Source organism: Blattabacterium cuenoti, assembly GCF_014252095.1.
In the GTDB taxonomy this organism is placed as follows: domain Bacteria; phylum Bacteroidota; class Bacteroidia; order Flavobacteriales; family Blattabacteriaceae; genus Blattabacterium; species Blattabacterium cuenoti_F.
Window position 1 is genome coordinate 51,386 of sequence record NZ_CP059210.1, and the last position, 23,259, is coordinate 74,644.

Sequence of the window (23,259 nt, forward strand, 5' to 3'; positions counted from 1 at the left end):
CCATGAAATACGAATATATCAGAGATACTTTTCTGGATTTTTTTCAAAAAAAGAAACACAAAATTATTTCCTCTTTTCCTATTTATTTAAAAGACGATCCTACACTTTTTTTTATTAATGCAGGGATGAATCCTTTCAAAGAATATTTTTTAGGACATAAAAAACCGGAATATTCACGAATTGTAAACGTTCAAAAATGTCTTAGAGTTTCTGGAAAACACAATGATTTAGAAAATGTTGGACATGATAACTATCATCATACTATGTTTGAGATGTTAGGAAATTGGTCTTTTGGAGACTATTCTAGAAAAGAAACCATAGAATGGGCTTGGGAACTTTTAACAAAAGTATATAATATTCCAGAGAACAACCTTTATATATCCATTTTTATTGGAGATGAAAAAGAAGGTCTATCTATGGACAAAGAAACTTTTCAACATTGGAAAACTTTTATAAAGAAAGAAAATCTTGTTTTTTTTGGGAAAGAAGAAAATTTTTGGGAAATGGGATCTATAGGTCCTTGCGGTCCTTGTTCTGAAATTCATATCGATCTTCGAAATAAAGAAGAAAAAGAAAAAATACCTGGTAAATATCTGATTAACAAAAAAAACCCTAAGGTTATAGAAATTTGGAACCTCGTTTTTATAGAATTTTATAGAAAATCCGATGGAACCTTAGAAAAACTTTCTACAAAACATGTAGATACTGGAATGGGATTGGAAAGACTCTGTATGGTTTTGCAAGGAAAATTTTCTAGTTATGATACGGATATATTTTTTCCAATAATTAAAGACATAAAAGAATCTTTAGGAGTAATTTATAAAGAAGAATTTAACCAAGATATATCTATACGCATTGTCGCAGATCATTTAAGAGCTCTTGTTTTTTCTATTTCCGATGGACAATTACCATCGAATAATGGAGCCGGGTATGTAATAAGAAGGTTATTAAGAAGAGCAGTTATCTATGTGACTCGTTTTTTATATCAAAAAGAACCTTTTGTTTATAAATTTGTGGATTCTTTAATTAGAAGAATGAAAAATTCTTTTCCTGAATTGGAAAAGAAAAAAGATTACATAAAAAATGTTATAAAGGAAGAAGAATTTTCTTTTTTTCAAGTTCTTGAAAAAGGTTATGAAAGGATTCAACATATAATTCTAAAAGCTAAAGAAAAAAATCAAAAAGTTCTTGATGGAAGGAGTATATTTCAATTATACGATACTTATGGATTTCCATTAAAATTGTCTAAAATTTTTGCAAAAAAAAGTAACTTATGTATCGATGAAAAATCATTTGAAAAAAGATTATTAACACAAAAAGAAAAATCTCACAAGAAGAAGAATATCCTCATAAAAAATGACTGGGTAAAAGTTCATGAAAGTCAGTTTTTTCATGAAAAAAATAATTTTATAGGATATGATTTTCTAGAATGTCATATCCTCATTATTCAATATAGAAAAATAGAGGATAAAATTAAGGAAAATCATTATTATGAATTAGTTTTTTCAAAAACACCTTTTTATCCTGAAGGAGGGGGACAATTAGGAGATACTGGTTTTATAAAAAATAATCTTGAAAAAATTTTCATTGAACAAACTAAAAAAGAAAATTCTATTATTATACATCTTGTTCGAAAGCTTCCTGTAGATATTTATTCTCGTTTTCAAGCTATTGTAAATAAAAATAGAAGAAAAAAAATTGAAAAAAATCATACCTCTACTCATTTATTACATTTTTCTCTGAAAAAAGTTTTAGGAAAACATATTCAACAAAAAGGATCTTATGTAGGAGAGGATTACCTTCGTTTTGACTTTTCACATCCGAAAAAAATAACTGTTGAAGAATTGTTCAAAATAGAAGAAATGGTTCAAAAATTAATTTTTTCAAATCTTCATTTAGAAGAAAAACGATCTTTTCCTTTACAAGAAGCAATCAAAAAAGGATATAGTGGGATATTTTACGAAAAATATGAAAAAGAAGTACGTGGGATTACATTTGGTGATTCTTCTGAATTATGCGTTGGAACACATGTAAAGAATACTGGATGTATTCAAGTTTTTTCCATTTTTTCTGAGTTATCTGTATCGCATGGAATACGAAGAATAAAAGCTTTTACTTACGAAAAAGCCATTCAATATTTAAAGTCTATTCATTTTCAAGAGAAATCTTTGAGAAAAATTATGAATAATACAGAATCTACGATAAAAAGCTTCATTAATTTACAAAAAAAAAATAAAAAACTAAAAATAGAACTGGAAAAATTGCAATATCAACAAATAAAAATTTTCAAAAAAGAATATCTTCTGAAAGCTATTCAATTGCCTTCTATTACATATATATGTGATATTTCTTTTGAAGAAAAGGATTTTGATCCTAATCTTTTAAAAAAAACTATTTTAGATTTACGAGATGTAATATTTAATTTATTTATGATAGTGGGATTTATCAAAGATAAAAAACCAATAATTTTTATATCTATTTCCGATCATATTATCAAGAATAAAAATATTCATGCTAATCAAATTATACGTAAAATGTCGGATGACATTCATGGAACATATTGGGGGAAATCTTTTTTTGCCACGGCTATAGGGAGTAATCAAAATGGATTAAATTTAGTGTTAAAGAAAACCAAAGAATATCTAAAATATTTTAGATCTTTTTGATAGTTTGTGTTAAATTGTTTATTAAATTAGCGAAAAATTTTGTATAAGATGAGTGATAAATATTCGTTTTTAAATACCATTCATTTTAAAGATATAGAAACTCTCTATAAAAAATATAAAGAAAATCCTAATTCAGTAGAACCTAGCTGGTGTGCTTTTTTTTATGGATTTGATTTTAACGAAGAAAATTATCAATATTTTCAAGAAAAAAAAAACACTTTCCCTGCTATTCCTAATAATTTCCTCAAAAAACCATCCGTACATACAGAATTTTTAGTTTATAATTTGATTCAAAATTATAGGAAACGAGGTCATTTCTTTACCAGAACAAATCCAATACGAGAAAGAAGAAAACATAATCCTTCTTTAGATTTAAAAAATTTTGGATTATCTGAAAAAGAGCTGGATCTTCATTTCGAAGCTGGAAAAATAATTGGAATCGGAAAAAATTCCTTAAGGAATATAATTAATTATCTCAAAAATATTTATTGTAATTCAATAGGAATAGAATACATGTACATTTCTGATCCTAAAAAAATTGAATGGATTGAAAAATGGTTTCAAAAAGAAAAATTTGAATTTCCTGCGGAAAAGAAAAAATTTTTTCTGAGAAAATTAAATGAAGCAGTTGCTTTTGAAAATTTTGTTCATACTAAATTTGTGGGACAAAAAAGATTTTCTATTGAAGGAAATGAATCTATATTACCTGCATTGGAAGAAATGATGGAATATACTTCCAAAAGATATTTCACAGAAGATTTTGTGATAGGAATGCCCCATAGAGGACGTTTAAACCTACTTTCTAACTTTTTTAAAAAAAACTATTCTCATATATTCAGCGAATTTCAGGGAAAAGAATATAAAGAAAAAAGCTTTTCTGGTGATGTGAAGTATCATTTAGGTTTTACAAAAATTAGAAAAACTCGTCAAGGACGATATATAAAAATGAGTCTAGTTCCAAATCCATCTCATCTAGAATCCGTAGATTCTATTGTAGAAGGAATTACTCGTTCAAAAATAGACATTAACTATCATCAGAATAGTAATTCAGAAAAAATAATCCCTATTCTTATTCATGGAGATGCCGCTTTGTCAGGTCAAGGAATTGTTTATGAAGTCATCCAATTATCCAGATTGAAAGGTTATCAAACTGGAGGAACTCTTCATATTGTAATTAACAATCAAATTGGGTTCACTACGGATTATACAGAAGGTCGTTCTAGCATTTATTGTACAGATATAGCAAAACTAGTACTATCTCCCGTTTTGCATGTGAATGCAGATGATATAGAATCTGTTATTCATGCCATTCATTTTGCAGTAGATTTCAGGATGCGTTATCACGAAGATGTTTTTATAGACTTATTAGGATATAGAAAATATGGACATAACGAAGGGGATGAACCTCGTTTTACTCAACCAACTTTATATAAAGCTATTTCCAAACATCCGAATTCATATAATTTATATAAAGAAAAATTAGAAAAAGAGGGATTGATTAGTACAGGAGATATCAAAAAAATGGAAAAAGAATATGAAGAAATTCTTAATAGAGGATATAATGAAGCAAAAAATATTAAATGGAATGTTCTAAATTCTTTTTTAGAAGAAGAATGGAAAAATTTTCCTATTGTATCTAATACAGATGAAATTTTTAAAAAAGTAAATACTCAATTTCCAATTGAAAAACTTATAAAAATTTCTGAGAAGATTTTTACTCTTCCTAAGAAGAAAAAATTTTTTAGAAAAACAGAACATCTTTTCAATCAAAGATTAGAAATGGTAAAAAAAAATTTGGTAGATTGGAGTATTTCTGAATTAATAGCCTATGGAACAATTTTATATGAAGGATTTCATATTCGTTTATCAGGAGAAGATGTAGGAAGAGGAACTTTTTCTCAACGTCATGCTATTATAAAAACAGAAGAAGAAGAAGAAATTATTCTGTTGAATCGGATTTGTATGGAGCAAGGAAAAATGCAAGTGTATAATTCTCCGCTTTCCGAATATGGAGTTTTAGGATTTGATTATGGATATGCTATGTATTCTCCCTATACTTTAACTATATGGGAAGCTCAATTTGGTGACTTTGGAAATGGAGGGCAAATTATTATAGATCAGTATATTTCCTCTGGAGAAAACAAGTGGAAAATTAGAAATGGAATAGTGATGTTACTTCCTCATGGATATGAAGGACAAGGTCCAGAGCATTCCTCTGCACGTGTAGAACGTTATCTACAACTTTGTGCTAATAATAATTTATTTGTGGTGAATTGTACCACTCCAGCTAATTTTTATCATCTTTTAAGACGACAGATGAAATTAGATTTTAGGAAACCGCTTATAGTTTTTACACCTAAAAGTTTGCTTCGTCATCCGAAATGTCTATCAAAAATGGAAGAACTTTCTGAAGGAGAATTTCAAGAAATTTTGGATGATCCTTCGGATATGGGAGATGGAGATATTGAAAAAATTACCAAATTGATTTTCTGCTCTGGAAAAATATATTATGATCTCCTAAAGAAAAAAGAATTCCTCAGAGAGGATACAACTGCTATAATTCGTATAGAACAAATATATCCTTTAAAAAAGGATAAAATTAAAGAATTATTTAATAAGTATAAAAACAAGAAAAGCATTTTTTGGGTCCAAGAAGAACCAGAAAATATGGGATTATGGAGTTTTATTTTCAGAAAAATAGGAAAAGATATTCCTTTTAAATTAATTGCTCCATCTGAAAGTCCTAGTCCATCTACAGGATCTTATCCCTATTTTTTGAAAATTCAAAATGACCTGTTGGAAAAGGCATTTTCATAGTTAAAAAATTAAAAAAAATATGATAATCAAAGTCAAGGTTCCTTCTCCAGGAGAATCTATTACAGAGGTAGAGGTCGCCTCATGGTTGGTTAAAGATGGAGATTACGTATCTAAAAATCAAGTAATAGCTGAAATTGATTCAGATAAGGCTACTTTAGAAATTTCTGCGGAAGAAAATGGGGTTATTTCCTCAATGGTAGAAAAAGGAAAAAGAATACAAGTTGGAGAAGTTCTATGTATTATAGACACTTCTAAAAAAAAACCCATTTACAACAATGACAATTCTAAATTGTTAAATTCTCATGAAGAAGAAATACAAAAAAAACAGAACATAATAAAAAAAATTCCTTCCCCAGCATCAAAAAAAATCTTATCAGAAAAAGAGATTTCCATAGAATTTATTCATGGAACTGGAAAACAGGGAAGAATTACAAAAAAAGATTGTATTCTTGATGAATTTACTACAATTGATAGTTCTTCCTCTTCTATCGTAGAAGATGGTCCCCCTACTTACAAGTCTCGTGAAAAAAAAATTATTCCTCTTTCTTCTTTAAGAAGAAAACTCTCTGAAAGATTGGTGTCTGTAAAAAATCAAACGGCCATGTTGACCACTTTTAATGAAGTGGATATGCAGGAAATTTTTCTTATAAGGAAAAAGTATAAAAATATTTTTAAGGAAAAACATGGAGTGAATTTGGGTTTCATGTCTTTTTTTACTCTCTCTTGTGTAAGAGCATTAAAATTATATCCAGATGTTAATGCGATGATTAGTGGATCAGAAAAGATTAATTTTGAATATTATGATATTAGTATTGCTATATCTGGACCTAAAGGACTAATGGTTCCTGTTATTAAAAATGCTGAATATCTATCCTTTCTGGGAATAGAAAAGGAAATTCATAGATTATCTACACGTGTTCGTAATGGAAAAATTACGATAAATGAAATGACGGGTGGAACTTTTACCATCACTAATGGCGGAGTATTTGGGTCGATTCTTTCTACTCCAATAATAAATCCACCACAAAGTGCTATTTTAGGAATTCATAAAGTAGTAGAAAGACCTGTGGTTATTAATGGATCAATAAAAATACGTCCTGTAATGTATCTGGCTTTATCTTATGATCATAGAATTATTGATGGAAGAGAATCTGTTGGATTTTTAGTTTCTGTAAAAGAAGCAATAGAAAATCCAATAAAATTTTTAATGGAAGGAAGTGAAAATAATATTCATAGAATATTAGAATTATAAAAAATAGGAACTTTAGTTAGATTCATGAAAAAAATATTAAAAATTTTTTCTGAGAAAAGGATTTTGTCTATTTCCTATGTTCATTTTTTTCATCTGAATTTTTATGATCTGAATCTGTTCATGTAATAAACCATGAATGTCCGTTTTTTTTGCTTCCAATAATAATAATTCAGCTTTTTTTTTATTTCCTTTTGATAAAGAAGCTATGGCTATATTTAATTTAGCTATAGCTATATTTTGTTTAAACTTTAATCCAAGATCTAGAGCCTTTTTCATATAGTTTTCTGACTGATGTATATTAGATTCTGAATATAAGATTCCATAAAGAAAATAGTAATAAGCTTGTTGACTTTTCACTAGTTGTAATTTTGGATTTTTTACATATTCCAAATATTTTTTTAAACCTTTCATATCTCTTTTTTTTATTTTAAAAAAGGCCAATAACAAAAATTCATTTCTGAAAAGAAAAAAAACAGGAAAAAAACTTAATAATAACAAAATTATCCCATAGAAATAATCTTTTTGAAAAAAAAAATAAAGACTCCCTATTATCATTATCAATAATAATACTATTTTTGTAGATTTTTTCATGATTTTAATGTTTTTTAATCCAATGAATTAAATCCTGATAATTAGAATCGCATAGAACATGTCCAGAGTTATATTCTTTATAGTGTAAAGAAAGTATTTGACGATTTTTAAGAAAAGACAAACCTTTTTTCACCCAATGGATAGGAATAACAGTATCATATTTTCCATGAGAAATAAAAAATTTTAAATCTGCATAAGAATTTTCACATATTTCTTCTTTTGGAAAAAGATTTTTCTCGAAATAACCACTTAAAGCTATAACCCTTTTTACTTGATTAGGTTTTTTTAAAGCGATAGCATAACTTAAAATAGCTCCTTGACTAAATCCGCATAACCATACCTTATTTTTGTTTAATTTATATTTTTCAATGGCTTCATCTATAAAAAAAGATATTTTTTCAATTGTATCTTTAGCCTGTGAAATATTTATAAATTTCTTTTTGTCCTGAAAATCAATTTCATACCATGAATATTTTTCTTTATTCATGGAATATATTCCTTGAATACTGATTATAAAAAATTTTTCTGGAATATCCTTATGCAAGGAAAAAAGATCCTTTTCATTACTTCCATATCCGTGAATCATTAAAAAAAGAGGAGGAGAATCTTTTTTATTTATTGGTTTTTTTATAATATGTTTAATAGAAAGTTTATTTGAAAACATTTTTTTTATTTTTTTACTGAATCTTATTTACCTTTCCATTTTTTATTTTTAGTTGTTCATCTGACATATTAGCTAATTGAAGATTGTGTGTGACAATTAAAAAAGTTTGTTCCAATTCTTCTCTTAGAAAAAAGAATAGATCGTGTAGATCTTTAGCATTTTTTAAATCTAGATTTCCGGAAGGCTCGTCTGCAAAAATAACTTTAGGATCATTAATTAATGCTCTTGCTACTGATAATCTTTGTTTTTGCCCTCCAGACAATTCCTCAGGTTTTGAATTTTCGTATGGGGAAAGATGCAATTTTTTTAATAATTTTTTTGCTTTTTTTTTATACGTTCTCTATCTTTTATTTTTATGAATCTTGGTAAACAAACATTTTCTAATGCGGTAAATTCAGGAAGAAGTTGAGGAGATTGAAAAACAAAACCTATTTTTTCATTTCTAATAATAGAAAGTTTTTTTTCTGATAAGGATAGGACATTTTCTCCATCTATTTTTAAAACAGTTTTTTCCTTTTTTTTGAAAGTAGGTTTTTCTAGAGTTCCCAGTATATGCAATAATGTACTTTTTCCAGCTCCAGATTCTCCTAATATGCATACTATATTTCCTTTTTTCACTCTAATATTGATTCCTCTCAAAATCTCTTTTTTTCCAAAAGATTTGTAAATGTTTTCAGCTTGAATCATAAATTTTTCTATAAATTTAGAAATCTTTTCGTTAAAAAACTAAAAAAAACGTTTCAAAAATAAACGAATTTTAGTTTAAATTTACTTGTAAAAACTTTTTTTAAATGAACTTACATGAATTCCAAGGAAAGGAAATATTAAGATCTTTTTCTGTTCAGATCCCTGATGGAGTTTTGGTTTCTACTCCAGAAGAAGCAGTTCAGGCTGCAAAAATAATCTTCAAAAAAACTAATAAAAATTCTTTAGTCATTAAAGCACAAATACATGCAGGTGGTCGCGGAAAAGGAGGTGGGATACAAATAGCCAAATCTTTGGAAGAAGTATATGAAAAATCAAAAAATCTTTTAGGAAAATATTTGATTACTCCACAAACTTCTAAAACAGGAAAATTAGTACGAAAAGTACTCATTTCAGATGATGTCTATTCTATTCCTAAAGGAAGGAAAATGAAAAATTCTTTTTTTCCTCCTAAAGAATATTATTTATCTATATTAGTCAATCGTGATATAGAAAAAAATGTAATTCTCTATTCTAAAGAAGGAGGAATAGATATAGAAGATATATCTAAAAAATGTCCAGATAAAATCTTTTTAGAAGAACTCGATCCATTTTTGGGTTTGCAATTATTTCAAGTTAGAAAAATTGGATATGATTTAGGATTCAATGAGGAAGTTTTATTAAAAAATTTCAGAAATTTTTTAATTTCTTTATACAAGGCTTATTTGTCTTGTGATGCCTTATTATTGGAAATTAATCCTTTAATTCAAACTTTTGATCATCAAATTTTAGCAGTAGACACAAAGATGGTTTTGGATGATAATGCATTGTTTCGTCAAAAAAAATATGCGAGTTTTCGTGATCAAAAAGAAGAGAATCCTATTGAAATAGAAGCTTTTGAAGCAAAATTAAATTTTTTAAAATTAGAAGGAAATGTAGGATGTATGGTGAATGGAGCTGGATTAGCTATGGCTACCATGGATATGATTAAATCTTGTGGAGGAAATCCATCTAATTTCTTAGATATAGGAGGATCTGCTGATAAAGAGCGTGTTGAAAAAGCATTTCGAATTATATTGAAAGATCCATCTGTGAAGACTATATTAATAAATATTTTTGGAGGAATTGTTCGTTGTGATACGGTTGCAGAGGGAATTATTAACTCCTATTATAACATTGATCATAAAATTAAAATACCGGTAATTGTTCGTTTACAAGGGACTAATGAAATAATCGCAAAAAAAAGACTTGAAAATAGTCAATTGCCTATTTATTATACGTCCACTTTAAAAGAGGCAGCAGATAAAATAAAAAAAATTTTAAGAAGTTAGATATATATGATGGATAAACGTTTTCCATTTCCATACATTGTATGGAGTTTAAAATATAGACCTATCAGATGGGAAGAAGTCATTGGACAAGTAGATGTTACAAACATTTTAAAAAATTCCATGGAAAAAAATCGTTTATCCCAAATCTTATTATTTTTTGGACCTAGAGGAGTTGGAAAAAACACCTGTGCAAGAATCTTGGCTAATGAATTGGACTCTTTTTCAAATGTTTTCGAAATAAGTGGATTTTTGAATCATTCAGTGGAATCTCTATGTGAAAAAATCCATAAAATTCGTTTATATCCAAAAAAAGGAAAATATAAAATACTTATTATTAATGATTTAAATTTTTTCCCTCAAGATTCTTTTAATCTTATTTTGAGAACTCTAGAAAAACCTCCTATACATGTATTATTTATTTTTTGTACAACAGAAAAAAATAAAATATTTTCTATTATTTCACGTTGTCAAATCTATGAATTTAGACATATTTCTTTAAGAGATATTTTTTTTTACTTAAAAAAAATAGCAGAAAAAGAACGTATAGAAATAGATAATGAGGCTTTATTTCTCATTTCTAAAAATGGAAATGGTTCACTTAGTGAAGCGCTTAATACTTTCGAAAAACTTACCTTTTATGACCAAAAAAAAATTTCCAGAGAATTAGTTATGGAAAAATTAGGAATTCTGGATCCGGGTTACTATTTTAAAATAATTGATTATCTATTAGATCAAAAAATCTCTAAGATATTAATTTTGTTAGATAAAATTTTTCAATCTGGAGTTAGTTCTATTAATTTCATAAGTGGATTGACTAAACATTTTAGAGATCTCTTGTTATCGAAAAATACTGAAACTTTATTCCTTTTAAAATTAAAAAAGAAAACTATACGATTTTATATACAACAATCCAGAAAAATACATTTTTCTTTTTTAGTTAATGCTTTGAGGATTTGTTGTCAAATGGAAAAAGAATCTTTAATATATAAGAATTCTAAATTAACAATAGAAATCTATTTGATCCAATTAGCCAATTTTCTGTTTCAGAAGAAAGATCCTGAGGAATTTCCTATTCAGAAGAAAGATCCTGAGGAATTTCCTATTCAGAAGAAAGATCCTGAGGAATTTCCTATTCAGAAGAAAGATCTTGAGGAATTTCCTATTCAGAAGAAAGATCTTGAGGAAAAAAAAATTCAATTTTTACAAGAAAACTGGATAAAGTTCATCCAAAAGTTTTCTGAAAAGATTCATCCTACTTATTTAAATTCACTAAAACATGAAATAAAATTTTTTATCTATAAAAATAAAATACTTTTGGTGGTCCCCTCAAAATTAGAAAATCGTAATTTTTTTTTCATACAAACACATTTTATAAAATATTTTAGAAATAAATTGAATAATCCACATTTAGAATTCAAAATTCTAGTCAAAGAAAAAAATTTGGAAAATCTCCCAATAGAACAATACAATTTTTTATCTAGAAAAAATAAATGTGTAGATAAATTGATAGAAAGATTAAAATTGAAAATTTTATCTTCTATTCCAACTAAACTATACAATAAAAAAATATCCTTATCGTAAAAGGATACATTGGAATTATCCGTTGATTTATTTGTAAAAATGAAAGAGATCATTTATCTTCTCAGATAAACATTTTTATATGATTCATAATTTTTTTCTAAAAAAATATTCTTTTTTTGAAGAAAAAAAAATATTTTTTTCTTCTACTTCTTCAGATGAAGATATTGAAAATGATAGTTCTACTTCCTATGGATCTGGAGGTAGCGGAATGGGATCAAGTTATTATGGAGGAACCTCCGTACGAAGTAAAACTCCAGTATTAGATAATTTTGGAAGAGATCTCAATTCCATAGCTATTCAAGGAAAATTAGATCCTGTAGTGGGGAGAAACAAAGAAGTAGAAAGGGTCTCTCAAATACTGAGTAGAAGAAAAAAAAATAACCCCCTTCTTATAGGAGAACCAGGGGTTGGAAAATCTGCTATAGCTGAAGGATTAGCATTACGTATTGTACAGAGAAAAGTATCCAGAGTTTTATATAATAAAAGAGTAGTTGTTTTAGATTTAGCTAGTTTAGTAGCTGGAACTAAATATAGGGGACAATTTGAGGAAAGAATGAAAGCTATCATAAATGAATCAGAAAAAAATACAGATTTAATTCTTTTTATCGATGAAATTCATACAATGATTGGGGCTGGTGGAACTACAGGTTCATTAGATGCTTCTAATATATTCAAACCTGCTTTGGCTAGGGGGGATATTCAATGTATTGGGGCTACTACATTGAATGAATATAGACAATACATAGAAAAAGATGGAGCATTAGAACGGAGATTTCAAAAAATTATTGTACAACCCTCTTCTGAAGAAGAAACTATTGAAATTTTAAAAAAAATAAAAGGAAGATATGAAAGTCATCATAATGTAATTTATACAGAAGATGCGATAAATGCTTGTGTAAACTTAACTGGACGATATATTGTAGATCGTTTTTTTCCTGATAAAGCCATTGATGCATTAGATGAGGCAGGATCTCGTGTTCACATTAAAAATATTAAAGTTCCACAAGAAATAGTTCTTCTGGAAAAAGAATTGGAAAATATTCGTGAAGAAAAATCCCAAGTAGTTAAAAGTCAAAAATATGAAGAAGCTGCACGTCTTCGTGATACGGAAAAACGGATAGAAAAACAATTAATACAAGCACAAAAAGCTTGGGAAGAGTCTTCCAAAGAGAATAGAGAAACTGTTTCTGAAGAAAACGTGGAAGAAGTAGTTTCTATGATGAGTGGAATTCCGGTAAATAGAATAGCTCAAGCTGAAATGAAAAAGTTGAATAAAATGATAGATCTTCTAAAAGAAAAAATAATCGGACAAGATGAAGCTGTGAAAAAAATAGTGAAAGCAGTTCAAAGAAATAGAACAGGATTAAAAGATCCTAATTGTCCTATAGGATCTTTCATTTTTTTAGGAAAAACAGGTGTAGGAAAAACTTATTTAGCAAAGATTTTTTCTAGGGAATTATTTGATTCAGAAGAATCATTAGTCCGTCTGGATATGAGTGAATATATGGAAAAATTTTCTGTTTCCAGATTAATAGGGGCACCTCCTGGCTATGTGGGTTACGAAGAAGGAGGGCAGCTAACAGAAATTATACGTCGTAGACCTTATTCTGTCATTTTGTTGGATGAAATAGAAAAAGCACATCCTGAAGTATTTAATGTTCTATTACAAATGTTGGATTATGGATGTGTAACAGATAGCCTGGGAAGAAAAGTCAACTTCAAAAATACCGTCATTATCTTTACTTCAAATACAGAAATCCAAAAATTAAAAGAATTTGGCCAAGAAATTGGTTTCTATACTCAGGCTAGGAAATCAAATAATTATAAAAACATTTTAGAGCATGCTCTGAAACATACTTTTTCTCCAGAATTTTTAAATAGAATAGATGATATTATCCTTTTTAACTCTTTGAAACCAGAGGACATATCTAAAATAACTCATTTAGAAATAGAAAAAATAAATGCTCATATATCTAATTTAGGATATCAATTAATATTACTTCCCGAAGTAAAAAATTTTATTGAAAAAAAAGGATTTGATAAAGAATATGGAGCTCGTCCATTAAAAAGAGTTATAGAAAAATTCATAAAAAATCCCATCTCAGAATGTATCATTAATGAAACCTTAAAAAAAGGAAATCAAATTACATTGAAAATGAATGAAAAAAAAGATGATGTTCAAGTTATTATTCAAAAATCATAGAATAGAATTTAATGTTAGAAATAGAAAAAAAAATAAAAATTATCACAGATACTTTAAATTTTCTTTATCCTAATCCAATTAGTTCCTTATACTACACTAATGAATTTACTTTGCTTATAGCAATCCTATTAACCTCGAGAAGTCAGGAAAAAAAAGTGAACCAAATAACAAAAATCTTGTTTAAAAAAATTCAAAAACCTCAAGATATTATTCATTTATCTGTGATAAATATTCAAAATTATATAAAAAGTATTGGACTTTATAAAAGAAAGTCTATAAATATTTATAATTTATCTATTATTTTAATAAAAAAATATAATGGAATTATTCCAAAAAATATTTTTGAATTAGAATCTTTACCAGGAATAGGCCATAAAACCGCCTCCGTTTTTTTGTCTCATGTATCAAAAGAACCTGTATTTCCTATAGATACTCATATTCATAGAATGATGTTTCGATGGAAACTAAGTAACGGAAAAAATATAAGACAAACAGAAAAAGATGCCAAATGTTTTTTTTCGAAAAAAAATTGGAAAAAATTACACCTTCAAATCATTCTTTACGGAAAAGAATATTCTCCATCTAGAAGATGGAACTCTAAAAATGACATTATCTATCAAAAATTGGTCAACAATAATCTATTAAAAAGGTAAATCATCAAAATCCTCAGAAGATGAGGATAAAGAGGGAGATATAGATGTTTTATTTTCTATAGAATGCTGGATTTCTTCAATTTTCCATCCTTGTATTGAATTAAAATATTTGATGATTCCTTCTGGATTTGTCCATTCTCTTCCACGAAGATTAATAAAAACTTTTATTTTATCCTCTGGTCTTATAGAGCCTAATAAATCCACTTTATCTTGAATAAATTCTATCAATATATTTTGAGGATACGGTTCTTCCGTAGTAAGAACCATTTCTCTTTTTTTAAATCCACTATCAAATTTTTGAATATCAAATAATTTCTTAACTCTTCCTATTATTTCCATGTAATTTTATTTATTTTTTTTACTATTTTTAGTGTCATTTTTCTTTTTTATAGATTCTCCAATTTGACTAGATACATTGAATGATGTTATCATATTATTCAACATGTCACTAGCAGCTCCTGGAGAATTAGGTAATAAAATTAAATTAGCATTGGAATTTTCCCCCATAGATTGAAGGGTGTCATAATGTTGCGTCACGACAATTAAGGCAGACGCCTCTTGTGAATTGATTCCTACATTGTTTAAAACTTCTACAGATTCTAAAATTCCTCTAGCTATTTCTCTGCGCTGATCTGCTGTTCCTTTTCCTTGTAATTTTTTACTTTCAGCTTCTGCTTTAGCTTTAGCCACTATTTTAATTCTTTCAGCTTCTGCTTTATACTCAGCCGCTACTTTTTCTCTTTCAGCTGTATTAATGCGATTCATAGCATGTTTCACCTGTTCATCTGGATCCAAATCTGTAACTAAAGCTTTAATAATAGAATATCCATAATTTAACATAGCACCTTCTAGCTCTCCCTTTACAACAAGAGCTAGATGATCTTTTCGTTCAAAAACATCATCTAAACGCATTTTTGGAACTTCAGCTCTCACAACATCAAATATATAGGAAGTAATTTGTGAATGAGAATTGTCCAATTTATAAAAAGCTTCATATATCTTGTTTTTAATCACTTGAAATTGAACCGATATTTTTACTTTCACAAAAACATTATCTTTGGTTTTTGTATCCACTAAAATATCTAATTGTTGGATTTTCAATGTTAATTTTCCTACTATATTATCTATGAAAGGAATCTTTAAATGTAATCCCGCTTGACGAATACTATGAAACTTTCCAAGTCTTTCAACAATAGAAGCGGTTTCTTGATGAACTATAAAAATAAAGCTAGAAAAAAAAGAAAGGATTAAAAGAATTAATAATCCATAAAATAGTAAACTAAAAATGCTCATATATATATTAAAAATTTACAACATTCCAAGTTCTAAACGAGCTTCTTCACTCATAAATTCTCTTTTCCAAGGAGGATCAAATGTTAAAACGACATTCACTTTTTTAATTTCTTCAATAGATTCAACTTCTTCTTTGACTTTTATAGGCAAACTATCTGCAACTGGACAATTCGATGTAGTGAGTGTCATCACTATTTTGACCTCATTTTCATGAGAGATTTGTATATCATAAATCAGACCCAATTCATAAATATCTACCGGTATTTCTGGATCATATATTCTTTTCAATATAGAAATAATACGATCCTCTAAAGAGGAATAATCTTCTTTCATTTCAATTTATACTCATTTTAACATTGTTCCAAATTTATCAAAAAAACGAATAGGATAATCAAAATTTTTCAAAATAGGTAAAAGCTCATTAGCTTTTCCTATAATTAAAATTCTCCCATTTTTTACAGAAAAAAATTTTTTACATGAAGAATGTACATCAGAAATCGTGACGGATTGAACACTATTCAAATAATTTTTATAGAATCCACTTGGAAGATTATTTTTTAATTCACTTATAAAAAAATCACTAATTCTATTTGGATCTTCTAAATCTAGAATAAATAAACCACATATCTCTTTTTTCTTAATATTCAATTCTTCTGGGGTAACTTTATTTGTGGTAATTTCTACAATTTCTTTTAGAATATCTTTTATAGCTTGATCTGTGACTCCATTTCTAACCTGAGTATAAACAGAAAAATAACCTATATCCTTATCTGATTTCAAAACAGAATAAATTCCATATGTATAAGCTTTCTTTTCTCGAAGATTTAAAAATAAACGACTTTGAGGTCCTCCTCCAAGAATTCCATTAGCTAAAATAGAAGAAAAATAAGTAGGATCATTTTTCTGAAAAAATACAGGCCCACCATAACAAATGGTAGATTGAGTCAGAGAAGGTATATCCACTAAATCTATTTCTATTTTTGGAGAAAAATTTGATTTTTTTAAAATTTGTTTTCCTTGAGAAAAAGATCTTTTTTTCCATTTAGATAAATAATGTTCACATAATTGTTTTGCTTCTTGTAAAGAGACATCTCCTATAAAAGAAAGATAAGAGATATTTGGAATGTAATATTTACGATATAATTTTTTTAAATCTTTAAGAGTAATGTTTTTTATTGTATCATAAGTTTCATATTCTCCATAAGGATGATTTTTTCCAAAATATAAAACATTTCGTACCCGTTGTAAAATGGCATTGGGATCCTTTTCTGATAAGTGAATATCTATAATCTTTTGTTTGACTATTTTTTCCAATTCTTTAGAATTATCAAATTGACTATTCATCAAAATATCACTCATAATAGCAATAGACTTTTCTAAATGTTTTTTTAAAGTAGAAATAGATATTCCTGAAAAAGAAGTATACAAAGTGGTTCCTATATAATCAATTATTTCATCTAATTCTTCCTTAGAAGAATTCTTTGTTCCAGAACGAAGCATTTGTCCAAAAATCTTTTTTATTCCAGCCTTTTCTTTTTCCAAAAAAGGTTTATAGTCTAATTCTAAACCTACTCTAACTAAAGGAAGTTTATGATTTTCTACAACTAAAACTTTTAATCCATTTTTCATTTGAAAAAACTGAGGTTTTTCAATATTGATAACAGTCTTTCTTGTTAAAGACTTAGGTGGAAAACTACGATTAACTATTTGAGAAAACATATTTGTTTGAAAAAAAATGTTGATGGTTATTATAAGAAGAATAATTTTTTGATTAAAAAATTTAACTAGTTGGAACATTATATAAACGGACTCTACTATTTTTATTTAAATATTTATTAGCAACTATCTTAATATCTTCCACAGATATTTCACGGTATTTTTCTATATCTGTATTAATTAAATCTGCGTTTTTATAGTATAAATGATAATGAGCTAAATTTTCTGCTATTCCACTCATATAATAATTCTCGAAAAGAAATTTTTTTTCAAAAAAATTCTTGTGTTTTTCTAATTCATACGGTTTTATTCCTTTTTCTTTTAAATTTTCTATTTCTTTATCTATAACTTTTGTTAATTTTTCTAAAGTCACTCCAGGATTTATTAATCCGTATATAATGAAAATACCGTAATCTTCCATAGAATCTAAAAAAGATCCTGCATAAGAAGCTGACTGTTGATTATTTACAACATTTTTCATTATCCGTGAACTTTCTCCAGAAGAAAGAATATGATCTATAATTTTTAATACATAAGAATCTTTATCCGTTATTTTTGGAAGTCTATACGACAAAAAAACACCAGGAACTTTAGTATTTTTATCTACATAGGTAGAAAAAATTTCCTTTCTAATAGGGTTTTCTTCTATTCTCTTCATGTGAAAATCTATTTTTCCTTTTGGAATAGGAGAAAAATATGTTTGAATCAAATTCCTTGCTTCTTTCATATCAAAATCACCTGCTACCACTAAAGTAGCGTTATTGGGAACATAATAAGTTTCATAAAATTTTTTATAATCTACCTCTGTAGCAGAATCTAAATCTTCTTCAAAACCAATAATAGGATACTTATAAGGATGTTTCTTAAATAATAAAGAAGGAATAATTTCTGAGATAGCTTTAGCATACGGTTGATTTTCTATTTGCATTTTTTTTTCTTCTTTGACTACTTCTCTTTGAATATTAATGCTTTCTGCATCTATTTTTGCATGAAGCATTCTTTCAGATTCCAACCATAAGGCTAAAGGGAGGCGATCTGATGGCAAAACTTCGTAATAACAAGTCTCATCATGATTGGTATAAGCATTATTCTTTCCCCCATTAGAAGCTATATATTTGAAAAATTCTCCTCTTTTAATATTTTTGGAACCTTCAAACATTAAATGTTCAAAAAAATGAGCAAAACCGGATTTTCCGGGAGATTCATTTTTAGTTCCTACATGATATAAAACGGAAATAGATACCAAAGGATTTGTGTTATCTTGATGTAAAATAACATGTAGTCCATTTGACAGGGTTTCCTCAAAAAATCTAATTTTATTATTAGGTACTTGATCAGCTTTCAAAGAATTAAACATTATCATTGTCATGATGATTAAGAAAGAAATTCTATTCATATTGCATATTGTTTTCTATGAATAAAAAACAAATTTACAAAATAAATTAAAGGAATTTACGAATTTTTTTTTCCAAAAAATGGGATTTTTTTCTTTTATTCTATTATTTTGTGGAATTAATGTGGAGTCTAAGAGTAAAATATTATGAAATATTTTTTATTTTTTTTCCTTTTTTTCTTTTCTTTTTTTCTAAAAATTGAAGCAAAAGATATAAAAGGAAATGCAGAAAAAGGGACAGAACTTTTTAAAAAGAATTGTACGTCTTGTCACTCTATAGATTTAGAAAAAAAAATGATCGGACCCCCTCTAGCTGGTATTACCGAAAAAAGAAGCAGAGAATGGTTACATAAATGGATTGTGGATAACAAATCTCTTCGACAAAGTGGAGATAAAGACGCTATAGCCATTTACAAAGAATATGGAAATGTGGAAATGAATTTATTTCCTCAATTATCCGAACAGGAAATAGATGATATATTATCTTTTATCAAAAATCCTGTCATCAAGAAAGAAAGTCCTGATGACGAAAAAAAGGAAAAAAATGCCAAGTTAGAATTGGAAGAAAACCCATTTTTAATTAAAATAATTGTTTTTGGACTTAGTATTTTATCTGCGATTTTACTTTGGATTTTATACAAAATTCAAATTTTAACTAAATTATTATTAAATGAAGATCTTCTTTATAAGAAAAGAGATAAAAAAGATTTTTGGATATATTCTGTTTTATTTAAATTTTTAGGAAAGAAGAAAAAAAATTTTGCTTTCCTATCTTGTTTTATAGGATTTTTATTCTTATTAGGAATATACGGAATTTGGATATTTTTAATGAAAATAGATGTAAATAAAGGATATAAACCAGAACAACCCATTTTGTTTTCTCATAAAATTCATTCTGGTATCAATGGAATTGATTGTCAGTATTGTCATTCTTCAGCAAAATATAGCAAAGTATCTGGAATTCCTTCTGCAAATATTTGTATGAATTGTCATATCACTATCAATGAATATAAAGGTGATTATATTGAAAAAGGAAAGAGTAGGGAAATATATAATCAGGAAATACAAAAAATATACCATTCTGTGGGTTGGAATCCAGAAAAAAGGGAATATTCTCAAAATATAAATCCTATTCAATGGATACGAATACACAATATGCCTGATTTTGTTCATTTTGATCATTCTCAACATATAATAACAGGAGAAAAAATGATCAAAAAATCAAAAAAAGTAGATTTGACTTGTAATGCTTGTCATGGAGATGTTCAAAATATGGATCAAGTAGAAATGTCTCAAGATTTTACCATGGAATGGTGCATTTCTTGTCATCGAGAAACAGAAATAGATATTAATAATCAATATTATCAAAAGTATTTTTCCAATTTTATCCAAAAAAAGAAAGGAAAAAAAATAACCATAGATATGATTGGTGGTACAGAATGTGCTAAATGTCACTATTAAATAACTTAATCCGTCATTTATTTTTCTTAATAAATTATTTATGATGAAATCAAATAAAAAAGAAAACGCTATTTCTAAAATAGATATCCCAATTAAAAATTTTTTAAAAAATAGAACCTCTAGACGTGATTTTTTGAAATGGGTAGGTTTTAGTACAGCTTCTGTTACTTTAGCTGCATGTAAAGGTCCGGTAATAAAATCCATTCCTTATGTCGTAAAACCAGAAGTGATTACTCCAGGCATTCCTACCTATTACGCATCTACCATGATAGACCCCTTTGATATTGGAAGTGTATTAGTTAAAACCAGAGAAGGACGTCCTATAAAAATAGAACCTAATCTAACTTCCAATTATTTAAATACCACATCAGCTAGAATTCAATCTTCTTTGTTATCTCTTTATGATGAGAAAAGGTTAAAAAATCCTTTTATTAAGGAAAATAAATGTTCTTGGCATCAAATAGATAACTATGTCATTTCTCATTTAGAAAAAATATCAGAACTAAAAAAAGATATTGTAATCTTTTCGTCCTCTTATCCAAGTTTTTCGACCAAAAAATTAATCCAAGATTTTACAAGAACATATCCAACCACAAAATGGATTACTTATGATGCTATTTCTTATTCAAAAGCTTTAGATGCTGCAGCAGAAATATTTGGATTCCGAGGTTTTCCACTTTTTGATTTATCAAAAACGGAATTAATAGTATCTTTCGATGCTGATTTTTTAGGAGATTGGAGTCCGGAAAATATGAGTAATTCCTATACAAGGAATAAAAATCCAAAAAAATCTATGATACAACACATTCAGATAGAAAGTAATATGAGTCTATCTGGAGCCAATGCGGACATTCGTATTTCAAAAAAGCCATCAGATATAGAAAAAATGTTATTTGAAGTTTACCAAAAACTAGTTCTTCAAAAAGAAACTAATAGTGAAATGGTAAAAAAAATAACTGACTTAATTCAAAAAAAAGGATCAAAAAGTGTAGTTCTTGCAGATGGAAGTAAAGAAGCATATATTTTTTCTTTTTTAATAAATCAAAAAATTCATAGTCAAGCTTTACAAAAAAATAAATTTTTTTTATCAAAAGAAAGTGATGATGATAAACTAAAGAACTTTATAAAAAATTTAGAAAAAGAAAAAGTTGGAGCTTTATTAATTCATAATACTAATCCAGTCTATAGTCTTCCTTCTTCCCTTTCTCATGAAATAAAAAAATTTTTAAGAAAAATACCAGTTACTATATCTTTTTCTATGAAAAAAGATGAAACCAATGAATTAATGGATGTATTAGCGCCCATTCCTCATTGGCTAGAAAGTTGGGGAGACACTCATCCTGTTACAGGGATTTACACCCTGATTCAGCCTACTATTCAGTGTATATTTAATACAAGACAATTTCAAGATTCTTTAATGATTTGGGGAAAAAATCCAGAAAAAAATTATTACGAATACTTAAAAAACATTTGGGAAAAAGAAATTATTCCCAAATCCAATGTTTCCTCTTTTCAGGAAGCTTTGTTTCACGGAGTAGTGGAAAAAGAAGAAAATATCATTCGAAAAAACAATGTTCTATCTAAGGAAAAATATTCTATTTCTAGAGATGAAAAAAATAAATTAGATAAAAATTTTGAACTTAGATTATACACAAAAACAAGTCTAGGAGACGGCCATCAATATGACAATCCATGGCTTCAAGAACTTCCAGATCCAATTACGCGGACTACTTGGGAAAATTATTTAACTATATCATATGATGATGCAAAAAAAATAGGAGTAAGAAATTGGTATACAGGAATAGGAGCTATGAATGGACATTGTGTAGATTTAATCAAAGATCAAAAAATTTTGATTGCAGATATCCCTGTTTATATTCAACCTGGACAAGCTATAGGTTCTATCGGTTTATCTTTTGGATATGGACAAAAAATAGGAAAATTTTCTCAAATGATCAAAGGAAAAAATGCTTATGTACTTTACGAAAATTTTCATTTGATACAAAAAAATATACAGATAAAAAAAGTAAATAAAATACATAAATTTGCTTGTATCCAGTTACAAAATACAACTGAAGGAAGAAATATAGTCAAAGAAACAGATTTAGAAACTTTTTTAAAACATTCTAAAGAAATTTGGAATGAACCAGAAGAGAAGGCTCCTATTTGGAATGGCCTTTTTGGAAAAGAAAAAGATAATAAAAAAGGTCATCATTTTCATTTGTCTATAGATCTGAATGCTTGTATTGGATGTGGAGCTTGTATTATTGCATGTCATTCGGAAAATAATGTTCCTATTGTGGGAAAAGAAGAGATTAGAAAATCTAGAGATATGCATTGGTTACGTGTGGATAGATATTATTCCGAAAAAGAAAATTCTAAGGATGAATTTTTCAAAAATCCAAAAGTTTCTTTTCAACCTGTCATGTGTCAGCATTGTGAAAATGCTCCTTGTGAGACTGTATGTCCGGTTGGTGCTACATCTCATGGAGAGCAAGGTCAAAATATGATGGCATATAATCGTTGTGTAGGAACACGTTATTGTGCAAATAATTGTCCTTATAAAGTAAGACGTTTTAATTGGTTTAATTATGCTAATAACAAAAAATTTGATTTTCATATGAATAATGATCTAGGAAGAATGGTTCTTAATCCAGATATTGTTGTTAGAAGCAGAGGAGTTATGGAAAAATGCTCTTTATGCATACAAAGAACACAATCTGTTATAGGAATTGCAAAAAAAGAAAATAGAAATATAAAAGATGAAGAATTTGAAACAGCTTGTAGTGTTTCTTGTCCTACAAAAGCAATTACTTTTGGAGATGTTAATGACAAGGATAGCCATATTTTAGAAAAAATTAAAGATCAAAGAAATTATAAACTTCTGGAATTTCTCGGAATACGTCCGAATGTATCCTATCAATTAAAGATTAGAAATTTGAAATAGAAAGAAG

16 protein-coding genes and 1 pseudogene are annotated in these 23,259 nt (G+C 27.5%); 9 read left to right on the top strand and 8 right to left on the bottom strand.

Annotated features, from left to right (window positions below):
• Positions 1 to 2: 2 nt before the first annotated feature.
• Genes alaS through odhB form a run of 3 tightly spaced genes read left to right on the top strand, consistent with a single transcriptional unit; the run spans position 3 to position 6,735 of the window.
• Positions 3 to 2,666: an alanine--tRNA ligase gene (gene alaS, locus H0H45_RS00215; RefSeq protein ID WP_185866626.1), complete on the top strand. Its 2,664-nt coding sequence runs from the start codon at positions 3 to 5 to the stop codon at positions 2,664 to 2,666.
• A 48-nt stretch (positions 2,667 to 2,714) separates the two neighbouring features.
• On the top strand, positions 2,715 to 5,483 hold the full coding sequence (locus tag H0H45_RS00220) for a 2-oxoglutarate dehydrogenase E1 component (protein ID WP_185866627.1): 2,769 nt from the start codon (positions 2,715 to 2,717) through the stop codon (positions 5,481 to 5,483).
• Between the two features lie 19 nt (positions 5,484 to 5,502).
• Complete coding sequence (odhB, locus tag H0H45_RS00225; protein ID WP_185866628.1) at positions 5,503 to 6,735, top strand: 2-oxoglutarate dehydrogenase complex dihydrolipoyllysine-residue succinyltransferase; 1,233 nt, start codon at positions 5,503 to 5,505, stop codon at positions 6,733 to 6,735.
• Between the two features lie 36 nt (positions 6,736 to 6,771).
• On the opposite strand, the gene H0H45_RS00230 is transcribed toward odhB, so the two are convergent.
• The 3 genes and pseudogenes from H0H45_RS00230 to H0H45_RS00240 all read right to left on the bottom strand — a co-directional run bounded on the left by H0H45_RS00230 (position 6,772) and on the right by H0H45_RS00240 (position 8,677).
• On the bottom strand, positions 6,772 to 7,326 hold the full coding sequence (locus tag H0H45_RS00230; RefSeq protein ID WP_185866629.1) for a hypothetical protein: 555 nt from the start codon (positions 7,324 to 7,326) through the stop codon (positions 6,772 to 6,774).
• Between the two features lie 4 nt (positions 7,327 to 7,330).
• Positions 7,331 to 7,990, bottom strand: a complete 660-nt coding sequence (locus H0H45_RS00235) for an alpha/beta hydrolase (protein ID WP_185866630.1) — start codon at positions 7,988 to 7,990, stop codon at positions 7,331 to 7,333.
• A 13-nt stretch (positions 7,991 to 8,003) separates the two neighbouring features.
• Positions 8,004 to 8,677, bottom strand: a pseudogene (locus H0H45_RS00240) (ABC transporter ATP-binding protein).
• 104 nt (positions 8,678 to 8,781) lie between these two features.
• On the opposite strand from H0H45_RS00240, the gene sucC reads away from it, so the two are divergent.
• The 4 genes from sucC (at position 8,782) to H0H45_RS00260 (ending at position 14,442) form a co-directional block, all read left to right on the top strand.
• A complete protein-coding gene (gene sucC, locus H0H45_RS00245) occupies positions 8,782 to 10,005 on the top strand; it encodes an ADP-forming succinate--CoA ligase subunit beta (RefSeq protein WP_185866631.1) in 1,224 nt (407 codons plus the stop codon).
• Positions 10,006 to 10,014: 9 nt separating this feature from the next.
• On the top strand, positions 10,015 to 11,586 hold the full coding sequence (gene holA, locus H0H45_RS00250; protein WP_185866846.1) for a DNA polymerase III subunit delta: 1,572 nt from the start codon (positions 10,015 to 10,017) through the stop codon (positions 11,584 to 11,586).
• A 79-nt stretch (positions 11,587 to 11,665) separates the two neighbouring features.
• Positions 11,666 to 13,789, top strand: coding sequence for an ATP-dependent Clp protease ATP-binding subunit (locus H0H45_RS00255; RefSeq protein WP_185866632.1), 2,124 nt, complete (start codon positions 11,666 to 11,668; stop codon positions 13,787 to 13,789).
• Positions 13,790 to 13,800: 11 nt separating this feature from the next.
• Positions 13,801 to 14,442, top strand: coding sequence for an endonuclease III domain-containing protein (locus H0H45_RS00260; RefSeq protein WP_185866633.1), 642 nt, complete (start codon positions 13,801 to 13,803; stop codon positions 14,440 to 14,442).
• On the opposite strand, the gene H0H45_RS00265 is transcribed toward H0H45_RS00260, so the two are convergent.
• Genes H0H45_RS00265 through H0H45_RS00285 form a run of 5 tightly spaced genes read right to left on the bottom strand, consistent with a single transcriptional unit; the run spans position 14,431 to position 18,847 of the window.
• A complete protein-coding gene (locus tag H0H45_RS00265) occupies positions 14,431 to 14,781 on the bottom strand; it encodes a DUF3127 domain-containing protein (protein WP_185866634.1) in 351 nt (116 codons plus the stop codon). The two genes, H0H45_RS00260 and H0H45_RS00265, sit on opposite strands and share 12 nt — an antisense overlap.
• Positions 14,782 to 14,787: 6 nt before the next feature.
• On the bottom strand, positions 14,788 to 15,735 hold the full coding sequence (locus H0H45_RS00270) for an SPFH domain-containing protein (RefSeq protein ID WP_185866635.1): 948 nt from the start codon (positions 15,733 to 15,735) through the stop codon (positions 14,788 to 14,790).
• Positions 15,736 to 15,750: 15 nt separating this feature from the next.
• The gene (locus tag H0H45_RS00275; RefSeq protein ID WP_185866636.1) at positions 15,751 to 16,068 is read right to left on the bottom strand and encodes an iron-sulfur cluster assembly protein; all 318 of its coding nucleotides are present in this window, start codon (positions 16,066 to 16,068) and stop codon (positions 15,751 to 15,753) included.
• A 12-nt stretch (positions 16,069 to 16,080) separates the two neighbouring features.
• On the bottom strand, positions 16,081 to 17,532 hold the full coding sequence (locus H0H45_RS00280; protein WP_185866637.1) for a M16 family metallopeptidase: 1,452 nt from the start codon (positions 17,530 to 17,532) through the stop codon (positions 16,081 to 16,083).
• Positions 17,516 to 18,847 carry a M16 family metallopeptidase gene (locus H0H45_RS00285; RefSeq protein WP_238785226.1) on the bottom strand — a complete coding sequence of 444 codons (1,332 nt, stop codon included), beginning with the start codon at positions 18,845 to 18,847 and terminating at the stop codon, positions 17,516 to 17,518. The genes H0H45_RS00280 and H0H45_RS00285 overlap by 17 nt, the downstream gene beginning before the upstream one ends.
• A gap of 144 nt (positions 18,848 to 18,991) precedes the next feature.
• Between H0H45_RS00285 and H0H45_RS00290 the strand changes: the two genes are divergently transcribed.
• Positions 18,992 to 20,305 carry a c-type cytochrome gene (locus H0H45_RS00290; protein WP_185866638.1) on the top strand — a complete coding sequence of 438 codons (1,314 nt, stop codon included), beginning with the start codon at positions 18,992 to 18,994 and terminating at the stop codon, positions 20,303 to 20,305.
• A 40-nt stretch (positions 20,306 to 20,345) separates the two neighbouring features.
• Positions 20,346 to 23,252 (top strand): 4Fe-4S dicluster domain-containing protein, encoded by a 2,907-nt coding sequence (locus H0H45_RS00295; RefSeq protein WP_185866639.1) that lies wholly within the window; start codon positions 20,346 to 20,348, stop codon positions 23,250 to 23,252.
• Positions 23,253 to 23,259: the final 7 nt, after the last annotated feature.

Coding starts and splice junctions, on each gene's coding strand:
- H0H45_RS00290 (WP_185866638.1), top strand. CDS start 18,992: ATGAAATATTTTTTATTTTTTTTCCTTTTTTTCTTTTCTTTTTTTCTA.
- H0H45_RS00260 (WP_185866633.1), top strand. CDS start 13,801: ATGTTAGAAATAGAAAAAAAAATAAAAATTATCACAGATACTTTAAAT.
- H0H45_RS00295 (WP_185866639.1), top strand. CDS start 20,346: ATGATGAAATCAAATAAAAAAGAAAACGCTATTTCTAAAATAGATATC.
- H0H45_RS00265 (WP_185866634.1), bottom strand. CDS start 14,781: ATGGAAATAATAGGAAGAGTTAAGAAATTATTTGATATTCAAAAATTT.
- H0H45_RS00255 (WP_185866632.1), top strand. CDS start 11,666: ATGATTCATAATTTTTTTCTAAAAAAATATTCTTTTTTTGAAGAAAAA.
- H0H45_RS00235 (WP_185866630.1), bottom strand. CDS start 7,990: ATGTTTTCAAATAAACTTTCTATTAAACATATTATAAAAAAACCAATA.
- sucC (WP_185866631.1), top strand. CDS start 8,782: ATGAACTTACATGAATTCCAAGGAAAGGAAATATTAAGATCTTTTTCT.
- odhB (WP_185866628.1), top strand. CDS start 5,503: ATGATAATCAAAGTCAAGGTTCCTTCTCCAGGAGAATCTATTACAGAG.
- H0H45_RS00275 (WP_185866636.1), bottom strand. CDS start 16,068: ATGAAAGAAGATTATTCCTCTTTAGAGGATCGTATTATTTCTATATTG.
- H0H45_RS00280 (WP_185866637.1), bottom strand. CDS start 17,532: ATGTTCCAACTAGTTAAATTTTTTAATCAAAAAATTATTCTTCTTATA.
- alaS (WP_185866626.1), top strand. CDS start 3: ATGAAATACGAATATATCAGAGATACTTTTCTGGATTTTTTTCAAAAA.
- H0H45_RS00220 (WP_185866627.1), top strand. CDS start 2,715: ATGAGTGATAAATATTCGTTTTTAAATACCATTCATTTTAAAGATATA.
- H0H45_RS00270 (WP_185866635.1), bottom strand. CDS start 15,735: ATGAGCATTTTTAGTTTACTATTTTATGGATTATTAATTCTTTTAATC.
- H0H45_RS00285 (WP_238785226.1), bottom strand. CDS start 18,847: ATGAATAGAATTTCTTTCTTAATCATCATGACAATGATAATGTTTAAT.
- holA (WP_185866846.1), top strand. CDS start 10,015: ATGGATAAACGTTTTCCATTTCCATACATTGTATGGAGTTTAAAATAT.
- H0H45_RS00230 (WP_185866629.1), bottom strand. CDS start 7,326: ATGAAAAAATCTACAAAAATAGTATTATTATTGATAATGATAATAGGG.